Annotated in this window: 22 protein-coding genes, 1 pseudogene and 1 riboswitch; of the genes and pseudogenes, 20 read left to right on the forward strand and 3 right to left on the reverse strand. The window is 56.9% G+C overall.

The window, feature by feature from the left end:
- The first annotated feature begins 76 nt into the window (after positions 1-76).
- The 12 genes from ACSQ36_RS45240 to ACSQ36_RS45295 all read left to right on the forward strand — a co-directional run bounded on the left by ACSQ36_RS45240 (position 77) and on the right by ACSQ36_RS45295 (position 5,097).
- Positions 77-484, forward strand: a complete 408-nt coding sequence (locus ACSQ36_RS45240) for a tyrosine-type recombinase/integrase (protein ID WP_436187328.1) — start codon at positions 77-79, stop codon at positions 482-484.
- Between the two features lie 2 nt (positions 485-486).
- The gene (locus tag ACSQ36_RS45245; RefSeq protein WP_436187329.1) at positions 487-756 is read left to right on the forward strand and encodes a tyrosine-type recombinase/integrase; all 270 of its coding nucleotides are present in this window, start codon (positions 487-489) and stop codon (positions 754-756) included.
- A 114-nt stretch (positions 757-870) separates the two neighbouring features.
- Complete coding sequence (locus ACSQ36_RS45250) at positions 871-1,116, forward strand: AbrB/MazE/SpoVT family DNA-binding domain-containing protein (protein ID WP_062093072.1); 246 nt, start codon at positions 871-873, stop codon at positions 1,114-1,116.
- Entirely contained in the window at positions 1,113-1,511 is a 399-nt protein-coding gene (locus ACSQ36_RS45255) for a PIN domain-containing protein (RefSeq protein ID WP_436187330.1), read from the forward strand. Before ACSQ36_RS45250 ends, ACSQ36_RS45255 begins: the two co-directional genes overlap by 4 nt.
- Before the next feature lie 52 nt (positions 1,512-1,563).
- Complete coding sequence (locus ACSQ36_RS45260; protein WP_436187331.1) at positions 1,564-1,782, forward strand: hypothetical protein; 219 nt, start codon at positions 1,564-1,566, stop codon at positions 1,780-1,782.
- A gap of 465 nt (positions 1,783-2,247) precedes the next feature.
- Positions 2,248-2,538, forward strand: coding sequence for a DUF2471 family protein (locus ACSQ36_RS45265; RefSeq protein ID WP_436187332.1), 291 nt, complete (start codon positions 2,248-2,250; stop codon positions 2,536-2,538).
- 43 nt (positions 2,539-2,581) lie between these two features.
- Positions 2,582-2,869, forward strand: a complete 288-nt coding sequence (locus ACSQ36_RS45270) for an H-NS family nucleoid-associated regulatory protein (RefSeq protein WP_436187333.1) — start codon at positions 2,582-2,584, stop codon at positions 2,867-2,869.
- Between the two features lie 168 nt (positions 2,870-3,037).
- Positions 3,038-3,505 carry a hypothetical protein gene (locus tag ACSQ36_RS45275; RefSeq protein WP_436187334.1) on the forward strand — a complete coding sequence of 156 codons (468 nt, stop codon included), beginning with the start codon at positions 3,038-3,040 and terminating at the stop codon, positions 3,503-3,505.
- Positions 3,506-3,603: 98 nt separating this feature from the next.
- Positions 3,604-3,867, forward strand: coding sequence for a hypothetical protein (locus tag ACSQ36_RS45280; RefSeq protein ID WP_436187335.1), 264 nt, complete (start codon positions 3,604-3,606; stop codon positions 3,865-3,867).
- An 11-nt stretch (positions 3,868-3,878) separates the two neighbouring features.
- The gene (locus tag ACSQ36_RS45285; RefSeq protein WP_436187336.1) at positions 3,879-4,094 is read left to right on the forward strand and encodes a hypothetical protein; all 216 of its coding nucleotides are present in this window, start codon (positions 3,879-3,881) and stop codon (positions 4,092-4,094) included.
- Positions 4,095-4,107: 13 nt separating this feature from the next.
- Positions 4,108-4,368, forward strand: a complete 261-nt coding sequence (locus ACSQ36_RS45290) for a hypothetical protein (protein ID WP_436187337.1) — start codon at positions 4,108-4,110, stop codon at positions 4,366-4,368.
- Positions 4,369-4,875: 507 nt separating this feature from the next.
- Positions 4,876-5,097: a DUF6434 domain-containing protein gene (locus ACSQ36_RS45295; protein WP_436187338.1), complete on the forward strand. Its 222-nt coding sequence runs from the start codon at positions 4,876-4,878 to the stop codon at positions 5,095-5,097.
- 204 nt (positions 5,098-5,301) lie between these two features.
- Here ACSQ36_RS45295 and ACSQ36_RS45300 read toward each other — a convergent pair whose 3' ends face one another.
- Entirely contained in the window at positions 5,302-6,138 is an 837-nt protein-coding gene (locus tag ACSQ36_RS45300; protein WP_436187351.1) for an EamA family transporter, read from the reverse strand.
- 84 nt (positions 6,139-6,222) lie between these two features.
- Positions 6,223-6,329, reverse strand: a riboswitch (TPP riboswitch).
- Between the two features lie 337 nt (positions 6,330-6,666).
- On the opposite strand from ACSQ36_RS45300, the gene ACSQ36_RS45305 reads away from it, so the two are divergent.
- The 7 genes from ACSQ36_RS45305 (at position 6,667) to ACSQ36_RS45335 (ending at position 12,373) form a co-directional block, all read left to right on the forward strand.
- Complete coding sequence (locus tag ACSQ36_RS45305; RefSeq protein ID WP_436187339.1) at positions 6,667-7,542, forward strand: tyrosine-type recombinase/integrase; 876 nt, start codon at positions 6,667-6,669, stop codon at positions 7,540-7,542.
- Positions 7,543-7,551: 9 nt separating this feature from the next.
- Positions 7,552-8,736: an IS91 family transposase gene (locus tag ACSQ36_RS45310; RefSeq protein WP_436187340.1), complete on the forward strand. Its 1,185-nt coding sequence runs from the start codon at positions 7,552-7,554 to the stop codon at positions 8,734-8,736.
- Between the two features lie 1,276 nt (positions 8,737-10,012).
- Entirely contained in the window at positions 10,013-10,300 is a 288-nt protein-coding gene (locus ACSQ36_RS45315; protein WP_436187341.1) for an H-NS histone family protein, read from the forward strand.
- A 17-nt stretch (positions 10,301-10,317) separates the two neighbouring features.
- Positions 10,318-10,680, forward strand: a complete 363-nt coding sequence (locus tag ACSQ36_RS45320; RefSeq protein WP_436187342.1) for a DUF2471 family protein — start codon at positions 10,318-10,320, stop codon at positions 10,678-10,680.
- Positions 10,625-11,020, forward strand: a complete 396-nt coding sequence (locus tag ACSQ36_RS45325) for a hypothetical protein (protein WP_436187343.1) — start codon at positions 10,625-10,627, stop codon at positions 11,018-11,020. The genes ACSQ36_RS45320 and ACSQ36_RS45325 overlap by 56 nt, the downstream gene beginning before the upstream one ends.
- A gap of 22 nt (positions 11,021-11,042) precedes the next feature.
- Positions 11,043-11,267, forward strand: a complete 225-nt coding sequence (locus tag ACSQ36_RS45330) for a hypothetical protein (protein WP_436187344.1) — start codon at positions 11,043-11,045, stop codon at positions 11,265-11,267.
- A gap of 827 nt (positions 11,268-12,094) precedes the next feature.
- Positions 12,095-12,373, forward strand: coding sequence for a hypothetical protein (locus tag ACSQ36_RS45335; RefSeq protein ID WP_436187345.1), 279 nt, complete (start codon positions 12,095-12,097; stop codon positions 12,371-12,373).
- An 82-nt stretch (positions 12,374-12,455) separates the two neighbouring features.
- On the opposite strand, the gene ACSQ36_RS45340 is transcribed toward ACSQ36_RS45335, so the two are convergent.
- On the reverse strand, positions 12,456-12,587 hold the full coding sequence (locus ACSQ36_RS45340; RefSeq protein ID WP_436187346.1) for a hypothetical protein: 132 nt from the start codon (positions 12,585-12,587) through the stop codon (positions 12,456-12,458).
- 172 nt (positions 12,588-12,759) lie between these two features.
- Positions 12,760-13,221 (reverse strand): hypothetical protein, encoded by a 462-nt coding sequence (locus tag ACSQ36_RS45345; RefSeq protein ID WP_436187347.1) that lies wholly within the window; start codon positions 13,219-13,221, stop codon positions 12,760-12,762.
- Positions 13,222-13,359: 138 nt separating this feature from the next.
- On the opposite strand from ACSQ36_RS45345, the pseudogene ACSQ36_RS45350 reads away from it, so the two are divergent.
- Positions 13,360-13,452: pseudogene (locus ACSQ36_RS45350) on the forward strand (IS6 family transposase); the annotation flags it as partial.

Genomic DNA, 13,452 nt, shown 5'->3' on the forward strand with positions numbered 1-13,452 from the left:
GTGCTATGCTCGAAAAAGAGCCTCACGGTTTTTCTCTCTGAACACGATCGATTCCCTACACGTTCAGAGGTTCGCTATGCACCCGCACATCAAACGCGCCGAAGTACTATCCCCCAGCCAAATCCGACATCTCCTTCGAGTTACGGATGCCACCAGCCGTCACCCGGCGCGTGACGCGGTTGTTTTGCTATTGGGGCTGGCATGTGGGATGAGAATCACCGAAATTGCCCAGGTTACCGTTGCAGACTTTTACTTCGCGAGCGGAGAGTTACGGCGGGAAGTCTCATTGCGTGCGGCCATTACGAAAGGATGCAGACAACGCTGCATTTATCCATCGTCGCCCAAAATTATTGCTGCGCTGGGCCGCTACGTTTCGCACAGGCGCGAACGGGAGATGGGAACAGCAATGCGCCGCACGGATTTTCACGGTTTAAACCCCACCTTCCTCTCGTGCTCAGTCGGAAGGGCTATCCGTTTTCATTGAGCATGAAGCCCCGTACCGACGCGCAGGGAGCTACAACAGACTATTGGGCGGCTGATTCGCTACAGGCGTACGTCACCGGGCTATACCGAGCTGCTGGCACAAAAGGAACAAGCCACAGCGGCCGTCGAACATTCGCGACAAGGCTGCTTTCCAATGGCGCGACCATCGAGCAAGTTCAGCTGCTTCTCGGCCACGAGAGCATCGACCAAACGAGCCGGTATATCGATGTGTCGCTCGCCGAGATGGCCCGAGCCATGGCAACGGTGATCTGATGCATGGGAATTCCAGTTTGGCGCGATTTTGCCGTAATCAAAGGGCCAGCGTGCTATTTTGCGCTTGCTTTTATCATCCCCTTACCATAAAGTAAGGAATATTGGAGGGTGACTATGACAGCAGCAACTATCACATCGAAGGGCCAGGTAACGATTCCGGTGGACGTACGCAACCAACTTGGATTGGAGTCGGGCGACCGGATCGAATTCAGCTTCAATGAGGTCACGGGCCGGTACGAGGTTTACCCAGCTACGCGCTCGCTTGCGTCGCTCAAAGGCATCGTGAAAAAGCCCGCTAATCCCGTGTCGATTGAGGACATGAACCGGGCCATCGCCGAGCAGGGAGCATCAGCGCGATGATCGGACTGGATACAAATGTTTTGGTCCGGTACCTCGCCGAGGACGATGCCGTGCAGTCGAAGAAGGCGACGGCCCTCATGGCGTCTCTAACTGCCGAGCAGCCAGGGTACGTTTCGCAGGTTGCACTGGTCGAGGTCGTGTGGGTACTCGGGCGCTGCTACGGCGTCGAGCGTGAGCAGATGAAGGACATTATCGATTCGATGATCGGCACAAAGGAACTGGTCGTTGAAGGTGCGGACACGGTGCGAAAAGCACTTCGCGTTTTCGGTGCATCTGCGAAGGCGGATTTCGCGGACTGCCTGATCGAGCGGTCGGGGCACATCGCCGAATGCGAGTACACGGCAACTTTCGACGTGATGGCTTCGAAGGTCGCCGGGATGCGTTTGATTGCGTGATCACGGCCTGGGCCGATAACGGAAAACAGACTTCGGCAAGGAGAGATCGATTATGAAAAAGCAACCATCCGCATCCGACTTCATCGACAGATACAACCGCCGAGTGCTGACCGATGACGGCAAGCCTGGAATGGACGGGACGGAAGGCGTCGGCTCAACTACAGAATGCATGAAGAACAACGTCGCAGCCGCGATTTACGCGAACTGTAGCCAGCTCGACGATAAGCAGCTTGACGAAATTATTTCGTGGGTGAACTTGTACCGGTCCTGAACAACGTGGTCTAACAACGGAAAACAACATGCAAGTTCTTCGTTTGTCGATTTTTGTGCGCTACTGGCGCCCGTGGTGTTTCAAGAGTTGCCTCGCGTCGATGCTTCCTATCTCAGCATCACGACACTTTCTGTTCGTGGCGGAACCACTTACAACGAAGGTAGCCCTACTTCGTTCGTTTTCGTGCGTGCATTGCCCGAAGAACTATCAGACAAAGACGGCGGCGGCTCCCAGGTTTGAGTGGCCGAAAACGAGCTATCGGGACGGTCCCGACGTCTATGAGGAAAATGCGGACAGGCAATTCTTGGTTTGGGATAAAGAAAGTATTGATCGACTGCGCGACATGCTTGGCACGCCAGCGTCGTTTTTCGAACGGTCTGCTTCGACTCGGTTGGCAGTAGAGTAACCACGGAAAACAGTCTCGAGCCGCCCCGTTTGTGCGGCCAGCCACACACAAGAAGAGATATGGATGCACTATTTGCCGCTGATGCGGCTGTGAGGGAAGCCGTACCGGCTGTTGTTCGACGGCATAGGTCTGCCGGTGTGCTGACATGGGCTCTGATTCACACGATCGAAACCGAAGTCTTAGCTGATGTGGCCGCCACGGGAAAGTACAGCAAGCGGATTCTGGACATGATCCGCGCTCCTGCTGCACTGGACTATCCCAAAGACGAACGCCCTGCGTCATTCGAAGGGCACGGCTTCGTGCCGATCGTTTTCGGTGCCATCGAAGACGCTTGGCATCGCGTCGACTAGGAAGACATCGCCAGTTGTACGACTCACACAAAGGAAAACGGCTTTGAACTATCGAGATTTATTGACGAAGGCGGACGAGTTGGACCGCCAGATTGCGGCGGCCCGTGAAGTGGAAGCGGCGGCTGCCTTAGCCGAGATCAAGGCGAAAATCGCTGAGTTCGATTTCACCGTCGAAGATGTGTTCTCGACCAAAAAGACCCGGACGCAACGCGTGCACAGCGGCCCGACGTATCGCGACCCAGAGTCGGGTGCGACCTGGAGCGGAATGGGGCGCGAACCTGGTTGGATCAAAGGTAAGGACCGCGCGGCATTTGTTGTTGGCGATCAATAACGTCGGCTCAGAAAATGTGGAGATGCCTAATATTTGTCACGGTGACGTAAAATAGACCCGTCGATTCGATCCGAGGCTAATATGCGTGACGTTACGAATAATCTGGCGATCAAACCTGCGACGGAGCTGGCAAGGCGTGGACGCGGACGACCGCGAAAACCGGATGCGATGACCGGCGCACAGCGACAGGCCGCCTACCGTGAGCGACTGCGTGCTGCCTCAATCAATGTAACAGTAACGAAAATTGCGCAAGCTCCCGCCGATGCCTATGACGCCCGGGTTCGGGAGTGCGAGCAGCTGCGGGGAGAGCTCGCACAGGCGCGACGCGAGCTCGATGGATTGTCACGGGCAGCGCAGGCTGCCCGCGTTCCTGCGGATGTGGCAGGGATATTCGAACGGCTCCCGCGTCCTGACGACGGCGATTCTGGTGAGCGGCGTTTGCACCTGACGATGAAGGGCACCCGGTTTTTCGCACTTGAGCGGCTGGCCGCGCACTTCGGCCTGTCCAGGCACGCGGTGATAGAGCGCTTGATCGACTGGGCCGATGACACGCTTACGAAATCACTTTACGACGACGAGGCCGCATTTAACCGTTACATCGACCGTGACCGTGACCGTGACCGTGACAAAAAATGATCCCCCCCTGCGGAGACCCTGTCGGGCCTTCGTGATCACGAGTAGGAAAAGAGAGCTAGTCTGTGGAATCAGCAACCAATAAAAAATATGAGTTTCAGATGTCGAAAGCTTATCAATATGCATCGGTTTATATGATCATGATCGCGTTCTCGATGATTGTTCTTTCGCCCAACGCGAGCGCAGCGTCGGTTGAGTGGTACGCGGATCACATTGCGTTAGCGAAGAGCACGCAGGCGACCTGTAACGCTCGCCTCCAACAAAAGGAAACGCTTCCCGAAGACGTGCTTGAGGAGTGCCGTCACGCAAACGAGGCGATGCTCCACGTGCATCACTACACGGCATCGAAGCCTATGAGCTGGTAAGAACGGAAAACATGAGCCAAGATGAAAACCCAGGCTTCCTGCCCGGATGGACGGTGCTGCTGCCGCCGGTCGGGTGCTTCGCCGCTCTGGCGATCCTGTGGGCGTGCCGAGACTCGGGCTTGTCTTGGTGGATTGGTGTGCCGACCGCTATCGCGGTTGTGGTCGGCGGCATCCTTTTGGAAGGCGCCGTTGAGCGAAAGTACCTGCCATCGCGGCGTAACCACTGACCACGAAAAAGATATGGCTTCAATCTACGTTTGTTTTGCAGATCGCCTGAAGGGAGTACGCAGCGATGTGCTCGGCCCTTTCTCCGAGGTTGATATGACGTATAACTCACTGCTGGTAGCGAGTGTCGACGGCAGCGAAGACCTGATTTCATCGCGCGTTGCTGGCCTCGACGTATGGGTCTATGGCGGCATTGAATACAGCACGGTGTTGTTCGTGGACTCGCCTGACGCCGAATCAGTTAGCTACATAGCGATCAATGCGAACGACGACTAACACCAAGGAAAAGATCAGCCGATCATGAGCATACCAACCATCGAATCCCTATCTGCAGCGGCACGAGCTGGTGTTACAGCAATCCAGCCGGACGGTGGTACGGTCCGGATACGGGGCGCTGCCGCCGTAGTCGGGGACAGCGTGATCGACGTCCTGTATGACGCGGAGTGCGATACCTTTTCGTGGATGGTTGACGGAGTGACCAGGAGCGTTGATTGGGTCCGAGACTTTCTCGAGTCTCAGCCCTGATTTTTGGCGGCAAACAGAGCGGAAAACACATGACGCTACGTTTCACAATCTGGGTCTGTGCCTTCGTGTGAACAAACAATAGAGTTAGACACAAGACAATAGACTTTGACACGAAACAATATAGTCTGACACAAGCCCCGCGTCGCCGCGGCCGGCCGACGGCGGGGTTCGGCCCATTTTCGGTCAGGCGACGCGGTGGCATGGATCGCTGACAATAGCGGTGCAATTCCACCGCAACTGTTGAGACTGGAAGCCTCTATGAAATTTGACTGGCACCGAGGCCCGATTAACCGGGCCACCAAAGTTGACGAGACTTACAAGAGCACTCAGAACGTTCGTCGGTTTCTGACCGCTGAGTGTGGTGAGACGTTCAGGTTCGATCGATCCTTCATGGCCTGGATTAAAAGCGGAGCACCCAAGAACTTGGGGGAAATCGCAGACGAATGGACCAGGTTGCGCAAGGTCGAAGTCAAAACTTAACTGCCCCATGCCGAACGCATCAGGCAGCACACGGCCACTGGACCAAACCGACATTCGCCGTTCGCGCCAATAAGCAGCCGTTTGTCTGCGCCTTCGTCGGCTTTAGGTGCAAATCTGAATTGCACGTGACCGTTCTGCACTGACTGATCACCGTAGATCTGTACAATTGTCGCCATCATCGTTCAATGCGATGGCGATGGGTGATTAGGCATGGTAACTCACGCAAAGGGCGCCCGATGCCACCACGGCACATGCGAGAAGACGGCGAAACGTAAGGGCCTCGCTGAGGAAAACCCGGCCGATCAAGGCTGCGAAGACAATGCTGGTTTCACGAAGTGCCGTGATGGGGCCGGCCGGACCAAGCGCGAACGCCGATATCACCGCTCCATAGGCCATGAGTGAAACCACGCCTCCGACCAACGCTTTTATTGTTTCCGGCGACCGGACATCAAGCGTGAGCTTCCCTCGTAACGCAAAAAAGGTTGCTGGCATAAGGGCACCATAGATTAGAAAAATCCAGGTTGCGTACGCGCGCGGGTTCCCAGCATGTTGAACACCCATGGCATCGGTGGTTGTGTAACCGGCAATAAACAAGCCGGTGGTGAATGCAAGCAGAATTGATACCGTGTCCGCTCGGTGCTTACCGACAGCAAGGCTCATGATTCCGAGTGCTACGAGCATCACACCGGTCAGCGAGAGAATGGACGGATGCTGACCGGTCAGAAAGAAGGCGCCGAGTGTTACCAGCAAGGGCACGCTGCCCCGGATGACTGGATAGACTTGCCCCAATTCGCCACGTTGGTAAGCGTGAACTAGGAACACACTGTAGGCGACCTGCAGACATGACGAGACGATGAGATACGGCCAGCTTGCTGGGGAAGGAAGCGGGAGGATCACCGCAAACGGGATAGCGACGATCGTCGTCGAAAAGCACATGACGGTGATTGACCACAGCCTGTCCGCACCAGTTCGGAGAACTGCGTTCCAGCTTGCATGCAGTACCGCCGCACACAGAACGAGTCCGATGACAACCGGGCTCATTGGGGCCACGCGGACTGAATTGATCGGAGAACGAGAGAGATTGGGCGGGGAAAGCCTTTTGCTGCGAACAAAGACCGACCGTGCAGCATAGCAAGCTCCCATTCCTACGCCGGCATTATCCGGATCAGGTTTAGGGGTCGTCCCGCGCTTCGGCGGGACCTCTCAGCCTCATGGCTCCCCCTGGTGAGCCGTTAGTATCGGGCCAATCTATCGATAAGGCAATCTCGATGCTCCAGATCATCCACAACGCAGAGCGTGGATGCTGTCCGCACCGGACGTGCCTAACTTGCGCCAGTAAGTGAGGAGCGCCAGACCCGGCGCTACTTGTTCGCGTCTATCTAAGCATGGCGCGCGGCTAATGGATGGCTGCTTTGCGCCGACACGACTGTCTCTTGTGGGTCGGGGGACTAAACCGCTCGCGCGGTATTGCACTCCGTTTGGACGTGGTGGTTCTTTATAGGAAACCCGCTCGGTTTCCTATGTTGATTGATGAGGCGATCCGCCTCGTTACTCGACAGGAGCCGAGCCATGACAACCCCCAGCCAAGCTATCAGTCCGCTACGCCAGCGCATGATGGATGACATGCGCATGCGCCGACTCGCGCCAAAGACGCAAGCCGGTTATCTGCGGGTGGTTCGCCAGTTCACCGTGTTTCTTGGTCGCTCACCGGACACCGCGACCGTCGAGGACCTGCGACGCTATCAATTGCACCTGGTCGACCACGGCGTTTCGCCAGTTTCTCTCAACGCGGCAATCACGGGATTGAAGTTCTTCTTCGATACGACGCTGGGTCGAGACGATCTCATGGCGAAGATGCATCCGGTGTATCTGCCGCGTGTCTTGCCTGTCGTGCTCAGTCGCGAAGAAGTCGCCCGGCTGATCGCGGCAGCCACCAACCTTAAGCATCAGACAGCGTTAGCGGTGGCCTACGGAACCGGACTGCGCGTGAGCGAGGTGGTAGCGCTGAAGGTTGGGGATATCGATAGCGAACGCATGACCCTGCGCGTTGAGCAGGGTAAAGGTCAGAAGGATCGATATGCCATGCTTTCGCCGATCCTGCTCGAGCGACTACGGGTTTGGTGGCGAGTCGCTCGTGCCCAAGGCCGCATGCTCGACGGTGGCTGGCTGTTTCCCGGGCTCAATCCGATAGAACCACTCACCGCTCGGCAACTCAATCGGGCCATCCATTCTGCGGCGCTCGCCGCCGGCATTGAGAAGCGGGTGTCGATGCACACCCTGCGTCACAGCTTTGCCACCCATCTGCTGGAACAGAAGGTCGATATCCGCGTCATTCAGGTCATGCTCGGCCATAAGAAGCTTGAGACCACGGCGCTTTATGCCCAGGTCGCCACCGACATTCTGCGCGAGGTGGTCAGCCCTCTTGAGAGTTTGCATCCCGCGTAGCTCACCGTCGTGGCGCATTGCGCGCTTGAGGTGGCCGACGTCTTCCGTTCCTTGGGTCCAGGGTGGCACCAATCCGTCAACCTGAGCCTTGGCCAGTTGAAGGTCGTGTCAGCGATCGAACAGTGCCGTAGCGCGGCGCTGGGAGGGCACGTGCTGCGCTGCGAAGGGTGCGCCGCGATTGAAGTCGCCTACAACTCATGTCGCAACCGACACTGCCCAAAGTGCCAGGCTGCTGCCGCGCGTCGGTGGCTCGAAGCGCGGCAGGCCGATCTCCTGCCTGTCGAGTACTACCACGTGGTCTTCACACTGCCGGCTGCGATCAGCGAGATTGCGTACTACAACAAGGCTGTGATCTACGGCCTGTTGTTTGATATGGCGGCCGAGACGCTGCGTACCATCGCCGCCGATCCAAAGCATCTCGGGGCGCAGATCGGTGCCACTCTGGTGCTGCACACCTGGGGCTCAGCGCTCACGCATCATCCCCACGTTCATGGCATCGTTCCCGGTGGTGGGTTGTCCCCGGACCGAAGCCGGTGGGTAGCGTGCAGGCCAGGTTTCTTCCTGCCAGTGCGCGTACTCTCGCGCCTGTTCCGGCGACGCTTCCTCGAAGAGCTGGAGGCCGTATATCACCGCGGTCAACTGCAATTCTTTGGTGAACACACCGAGCTCATCGATCCGGGCGTCTTCGCCAAGTGGCTCGCTCCGATGCGCGCATGCGAGTGGGTGGTGTATGCGAAGCGCCCATTCGCGGGACCTGAAGCGGTGTTGGCCTATCTGTCGCGTTATACGCACCGGGTCGCCATCTCCAACCAGCGACTGATCTCACTCGACGAGCGCGGCGTCACCTTCCGCTGGAAGGACTACCGCGTTGACGGACGCACACGCAACAAGACGATGACGCTCGCAGCAAACGAGTTCGTGCGTCGCTTCCTGCTGCACGTTCTGCCAGCGGGCTTCCATCGCATCCGCCATTACGGTGTGCTGGCGAACCCATCGCGGCGCGAGAATCTATCGAAGATACGAGCGTTGTTGCACGTAGCGCTTGAGGCCGTCGATCCCGACGGCGACGTATCGTCATGCGCCGCTCAGCCAAGCTTCGTCTGTCGACATTGTGGATCGCCGATGATCATCATCGACATGCTGCAGCGTAGCAGACCTATCCGAGCACCACCTCCGGAGCAATGTCACGCATGAACGCCATCATGTCAGGATGCACTGATCAACTGTCGGCTCTTCGGCAACGAGAGCCAATAGCAGACGCCTGCGTCTATTGCTTCGAGCGAACGCGTTGGCGCCGGTCGAATGCCCTCGACAATGCCCAGAGGCAGTGTCGCTGTCGCGATCATGCCTACCTGAACCCTTGTCTACGCAGGCTTGTGTCCGCCATGCCAGCAGTGCGACCGATCAAATCGCCATAGCCGCGAAAGGTTCGGGCCGCGTCGGAGCACTCCGCGGTTTCCTCCCTCGAGGATTGTAGGACGCCTGCCCGCCGGCTTCCCGGCGAGCTTGCAGGGCCTGCTGTTTAGGGCAGGCATCCTACAATCCTTAACAATCGCGGCCGGTCGCGTCAGATCCGCAACGCTTGCGGGCCGATGCAAGCTGGGGCCTTAGATGGCGCTCTCCCGCCAGCAGGTTGTGTCAAACTATTTTGTCGCATGATTTCCGTCTCAGACGCCGCGGAGTGGGTTTGTGTCTAACTTTATTTTTCCGGAGGGCAATCGCGACTTTCGCTAAGCATTTGATTTACTTGTGTGCGTCGTGTCAAAGTCTATTGTCGCTTCACACTTCGCCGCTGCATTCGTCCACAGTGGTGCCAACGCGCAAACCTCGGTCGTTGGGGGAACGGTCGATATCGCTTTACAGGTCGCCGCGTCGGAGTGCGCAGGGACATCAAGAACGTCGCCGGGCTGTCGAGTGTGTGTCGAAGCACACAAGAAGATGTTGAACGAAGCGGCGACTACGAAGCGCACATCTGACATGGAAGCTCGGGCTAAGTAGAAAGCTGCACGGTAACAACGGACATCCTCGCGGTTTATTCAAACCGGTGCTTTGCCAATCCACGGGTTTAGAGCCGGTTGTGCCGCGGAAAATCCTCTTTAATACGGTATCTTTGGTGCAAATTTTCGTAGTCACGCGCAGATCGGCTAGCGCATTGCTAGCGTTGCAGCGCAAGCGGGTGCTCGCCGACCCCGGATGGACCGTGTCGGCGAGAGTTAATGATAAATCATTCACGGGCGTCCAAGGAATCGATCGACTGATGCACGTCGTTCGTCTTAAGGAAGTCGACGACTTCGAAATAGAGGATCGAGAGAATGGCACACGGCGCATCCTTGTTAACTACTGGGGCGATAATGAGAGGCGTTACCTTTAAGTTGGCTGACCGACTTACTTAGTCCTGCAAACTTCGGTTGAGGAACGTAACTAGGAAAACACGCGAGCAATCGCAGCACTTACATAAGGGAGAATAGTTTTGAATTATCGAGATTTATTGGCTCAGGCCGCCGAGCTGGATCGGAAGATCGCCTCGGCCCGTGAAGTCGAAGCAGCGGACGCTATAGCCGAGATTAAGGCAAAAGTCGCCGAATTCGGATTTACAGTCGAAGATGTGTTCTCAACCAAAAAGGCAAGGAAGCAACGCGAGCGCAGCGGCCCGACGTATCGAGATCCGGAGTCGGGCGCGACTTGGAGCGGAAAGGGGCGGGAACCTGGCTGGATCAAGGGCAAGGATCGCGCAACGTTCATTGCCGGCGATAACTGAGCGAGATTGGGAAATATATGGACGTATTATTTGCCGCCGATGCGGCTGTTCGTGAAGCCGTACCGGCCGTTGTACAGCGACACCGTACGGCCGGTGTGCTGACCTGGGCCTTGCTTCACAAGATCGAGGGCGAAGTCCTGGCCGAAGTCGCGGCGAGCGGTAACCACAGTAAGCGGATACTGGATATGATCCGCGCTCCCGACGCGCTGGGTTACCCGAAGGACGACCGGCCGGCATCGTTCGTCGGACACGACTTTGTCCCTATCGTATTTGGCGCGATCGAGGACGCTTGGCGTCGAGTCAACGAAGAGGCACGAAGCGACCATGTTTCAAGGACTGAAACGGCTTTTTTGGCCGCCGCTCCCGGCGCAGGTCTCTGAGGAGTCGGCGGACGCTCTGCGTGCAGATCTGACAGCCGCTGGCGTTTGGCGCAAGCATATCGGCCAAGCCAACCGGAATGCTGTCGATGTGTGGGTGCGTCATTCCGACAACATGAAGCGAGCAAATAACCGCGAGTGTCTGCGGCCGCAGGCGAAAGTCTTCGCTCTTCGCTGGCGCGTGCTTTCGGCCGTCCTTTGGCTCTTTGCCTGGATTTCTTCGAAAACGAACGCGTTTGGCGTTCAGGTGATGGTGGTGGAAGTGGTTTTGACGCTTGCGGCACTCGCGACAGGTGTCGTTGCAATGGCGTTCCTATCCATGCGCCGCGCGCTGCGCAAGTAACAACGGAAAAGGAGGATTCACTATGCAGCTAATTAAACCTGAGATCGCCAGCATTAACCATAACCAACAGGACGGGGTGCGTGTTCAACTCAGTATCGCTCGGGGTGACGACGGCCTCTACTTCGTCGTGACCGACAGCGGCGAGGACACCGGCCATCGCTTTGATGCTGAACAGGAAGCGATTGATGCCATCTCCGACCTGTGGGGAAAGTCGCCAGCTTGGGGTCTCAAATTCGCTGACGTTTGATTGGAAAAGCTTGCTGTATCCGCACGCTCCCGCTACTTGATTTCACAAGCGGCGCGAACAGGGAGCGTGCGGCCCCGACTCGCCGTCTTGCTGACGCGACGAAAGAGCCTTTGGCGCGCGAGCGCCCCGCACGGCCGGTCCCCAATTATCCGAGCAAACTGATCGACCCTTTGACCGAATTCGCCGGCGTCCGATGTCTACGCCTTTCGCGTGTTGTCGGTCGGAATCGCGGCTATCAAACCGATTCGCATCGGACGGCGCACGGGCACGCATTGCGCGAAACCATGCATTCGAGCGATCAACAATCTCTCGAAAGAGGTTGTTTTTAGTATCCCTTTTGCTGGCAAGTGAGGTATCAATACATCCTAGAATTGTCGGGCTCATCCGAGCCGACGTTTCAAAACGTCAACACGAGTTGTGAAGACAAGCGCGTTTAGCAAAACCTCCTTTGATCCACGCCTAATACCAGGGAAAACAAGGGTAACAAAATATGACCGTAGACTTCTCGCCAGTCGTTGCCGTTGTGCAAGTCGGAGCGATCAAGACCGTCATCGCACTGACGGTTTTCACGGCGGTGTACGTAGCGATATTTTTGGGGCTGAAGGGCCGCGTCCGAAAGCCGGTGGCCGGTGGCGCAGGTAGCCGCTCAATTGGCCGGTGGGTTGTGCGCCATTGAGGCGCTTTACGTTGGCTTTGTGACATTCGCCCGTTAATTGGTTGTAGGGCCGTTTAGTATTGGAAAACAGGACGATCGGCGCAAGCGTGCTGTTCGGGTTGATCGTCATCTACAAACCGTCACGTCAAAAGCGTCGAAAAGAGCGAGAATCATGAAAGCGATTGATGCCATTAAATTGAAAGAAGTTATTGAAACGACCCACGGAGCGAACGCGAGCGCATTCAAGGACTTGTTTGCGCTCGGTTGTTGGCTGCATATGACGGGGCATCAGCGAACCGGACACAAGCTAGTGCGAGATGTTTTAGACCAATTGCCAGAAGCCGGGCACAAAACGTACTTCGCGGGGCTTCTTGAAAACCTCGGCGGCCATGAGCGGCAGTGGGCGGCAGAAATCCACGCACATCTAGAGGTCAACGAGTTGTTCGAATAGCCCTGCACCTACTGCGATGCGTGGGGCAATACTGCTTAGGCGAGCGCTCACCAGGCGGCGGCTGTTCCGCGTACTGTATGCGCTACTCGGTGTATGGACCCTCTGGCCGATAGTCAGTGCGTTGCTCGCCAACTGTCTTGGGCATGCCCTTCACTGCAAACTCAGCGAGGGTGCTGCCGCGCCGTGCATACTGTTCGGCGTCGACCTCACTCATAGGCTTTATATCGGCGCGCTCGCGCATTGGTATGCGCTGGTGACACTGCCGAGTGGAGTACTGCTCCTGGGTCTCGTTGCAGCAATCCATCTTGTGGTCTGCTGGTTCCGCAAAGCGCCGACAAACTAAGAGAGCCGGTCCTGACCCCGGACTTGCCGCGGCCAGGACCGCATTAGGTCAACGCGGCCGCGACAAATTGGTTCAACGGTTCGCGATTCTCAAAATGCGCGAATAACACCGCCAAACCGCCAATGACGTCGTTTGCCTCGATGTGAACCGAGGCAAACTTCCCCGTGCCGGTGATCACCACCGGATTGCCACGATGCACGAAGTCCTCGGTGCTGAAGTCAAACGGCACCTCCACGCTCGCCCCCAGCGACTCGACCACGAGGCGCATGTGATCGATGCGCACGCCGGCGAGATCCGTCGAGACAATTTTGTTCAGCATGACGTCGAGTGCCGACAGAAAGTTGATGGTTTCTTCGGGGTCGGCGTCGAGTTGCACGAGCTGAAGAATCGCTTGCGGGATCGGATTCGCGTGGTCCCACGCTACGACAATGCGATAACGCGCTACGCTGAGCTGACGATCGACGCCGGGAAAGTAGATGTCTTTGAAGTTGCCTTTATAGCTCATAGGTCACCTTTGGGTTGTGCGATAAGCAAAACGCTCAACGCACGACCCACCCTACGGAGACCTAAGAGAAGTGGTTCTGGTGCAAATAGGTTCATTGGATTGACTAAAGTAGCTAACCAATCAATCTGGTGGCCAGTGATGAGCAAGCGAAAAGGTCTGAAGGGGATGTTCGATGGACGGCATTTTGATCGCGAGATCATTGTTCTCTGTGTGCGCTGGTACCTTCGCTAC

It is taken from the genome of Caballeronia sp. LjRoot34, assembly GCF_964253815.1.
Taxonomy (GTDB): Bacteria; Pseudomonadota; Gammaproteobacteria; order Burkholderiales; family Burkholderiaceae; genus Caballeronia.

Bases quoted from the DNA above. Each gene is read 5' to 3' on its own strand.
- ACSQ36_RS45240 (WP_436187328.1), top strand. From the start codon at position 77: ATGCACCCGCACATCAAACGCGCCGAAGTACTATCCCCCAGCCAAATC.
- ACSQ36_RS45245 (WP_436187329.1), top strand. From the start codon at position 487: ATGAAGCCCCGTACCGACGCGCAGGGAGCTACAACAGACTATTGGGCG.
- ACSQ36_RS45250 (WP_062093072.1), top strand. From the start codon at position 871: ATGACAGCAGCAACTATCACATCGAAGGGCCAGGTAACGATTCCGGTG.
- ACSQ36_RS45255 (WP_436187330.1), top strand. From the start codon at position 1,113: ATGATCGGACTGGATACAAATGTTTTGGTCCGGTACCTCGCCGAGGAC.
- ACSQ36_RS45260 (WP_436187331.1), top strand. From the start codon at position 1,564: ATGAAAAAGCAACCATCCGCATCCGACTTCATCGACAGATACAACCGC.
- ACSQ36_RS45265 (WP_436187332.1), top strand. From the start codon at position 2,248: ATGGATGCACTATTTGCCGCTGATGCGGCTGTGAGGGAAGCCGTACCG.
- ACSQ36_RS45275 (WP_436187334.1), top strand. From the start codon at position 3,038: ATGACCGGCGCACAGCGACAGGCCGCCTACCGTGAGCGACTGCGTGCT.
- ACSQ36_RS45280 (WP_436187335.1), top strand. From the start codon at position 3,604: ATGTCGAAAGCTTATCAATATGCATCGGTTTATATGATCATGATCGCG.
- ACSQ36_RS45285 (WP_436187336.1), top strand. From the start codon at position 3,879: ATGAGCCAAGATGAAAACCCAGGCTTCCTGCCCGGATGGACGGTGCTG.
- ACSQ36_RS45290 (WP_436187337.1), top strand. From the start codon at position 4,108: ATGGCTTCAATCTACGTTTGTTTTGCAGATCGCCTGAAGGGAGTACGC.
- ACSQ36_RS45295 (WP_436187338.1), top strand. From the start codon at position 4,876: ATGAAATTTGACTGGCACCGAGGCCCGATTAACCGGGCCACCAAAGTT.
- ACSQ36_RS45300 (WP_436187351.1), bottom strand. From the start codon at position 6,138: ATGAGCCCGGTTGTCATCGGACTCGTTCTGTGTGCGGCGGTACTGCAT.
- ACSQ36_RS45305 (WP_436187339.1), top strand. From the start codon at position 6,667: ATGACAACCCCCAGCCAAGCTATCAGTCCGCTACGCCAGCGCATGATG.
- ACSQ36_RS45320 (WP_436187342.1), top strand. From the start codon at position 10,318: ATGGACGTATTATTTGCCGCCGATGCGGCTGTTCGTGAAGCCGTACCG.
- ACSQ36_RS45325 (WP_436187343.1), top strand. From the start codon at position 10,625: ATGTTTCAAGGACTGAAACGGCTTTTTTGGCCGCCGCTCCCGGCGCAG.
- ACSQ36_RS45330 (WP_436187344.1), top strand. From the start codon at position 11,043: ATGCAGCTAATTAAACCTGAGATCGCCAGCATTAACCATAACCAACAG.
- ACSQ36_RS45335 (WP_436187345.1), top strand. From the start codon at position 12,095: ATGAAAGCGATTGATGCCATTAAATTGAAAGAAGTTATTGAAACGACC.
- ACSQ36_RS45340 (WP_436187346.1), bottom strand. From the start codon at position 12,587: ATGAGTGAGGTCGACGCCGAACAGTATGCACGGCGCGGCAGCACCCTC.
- ACSQ36_RS45345 (WP_436187347.1), bottom strand. From the start codon at position 13,221: ATGAGCTATAAAGGCAACTTCAAAGACATCTACTTTCCCGGCGTCGAT.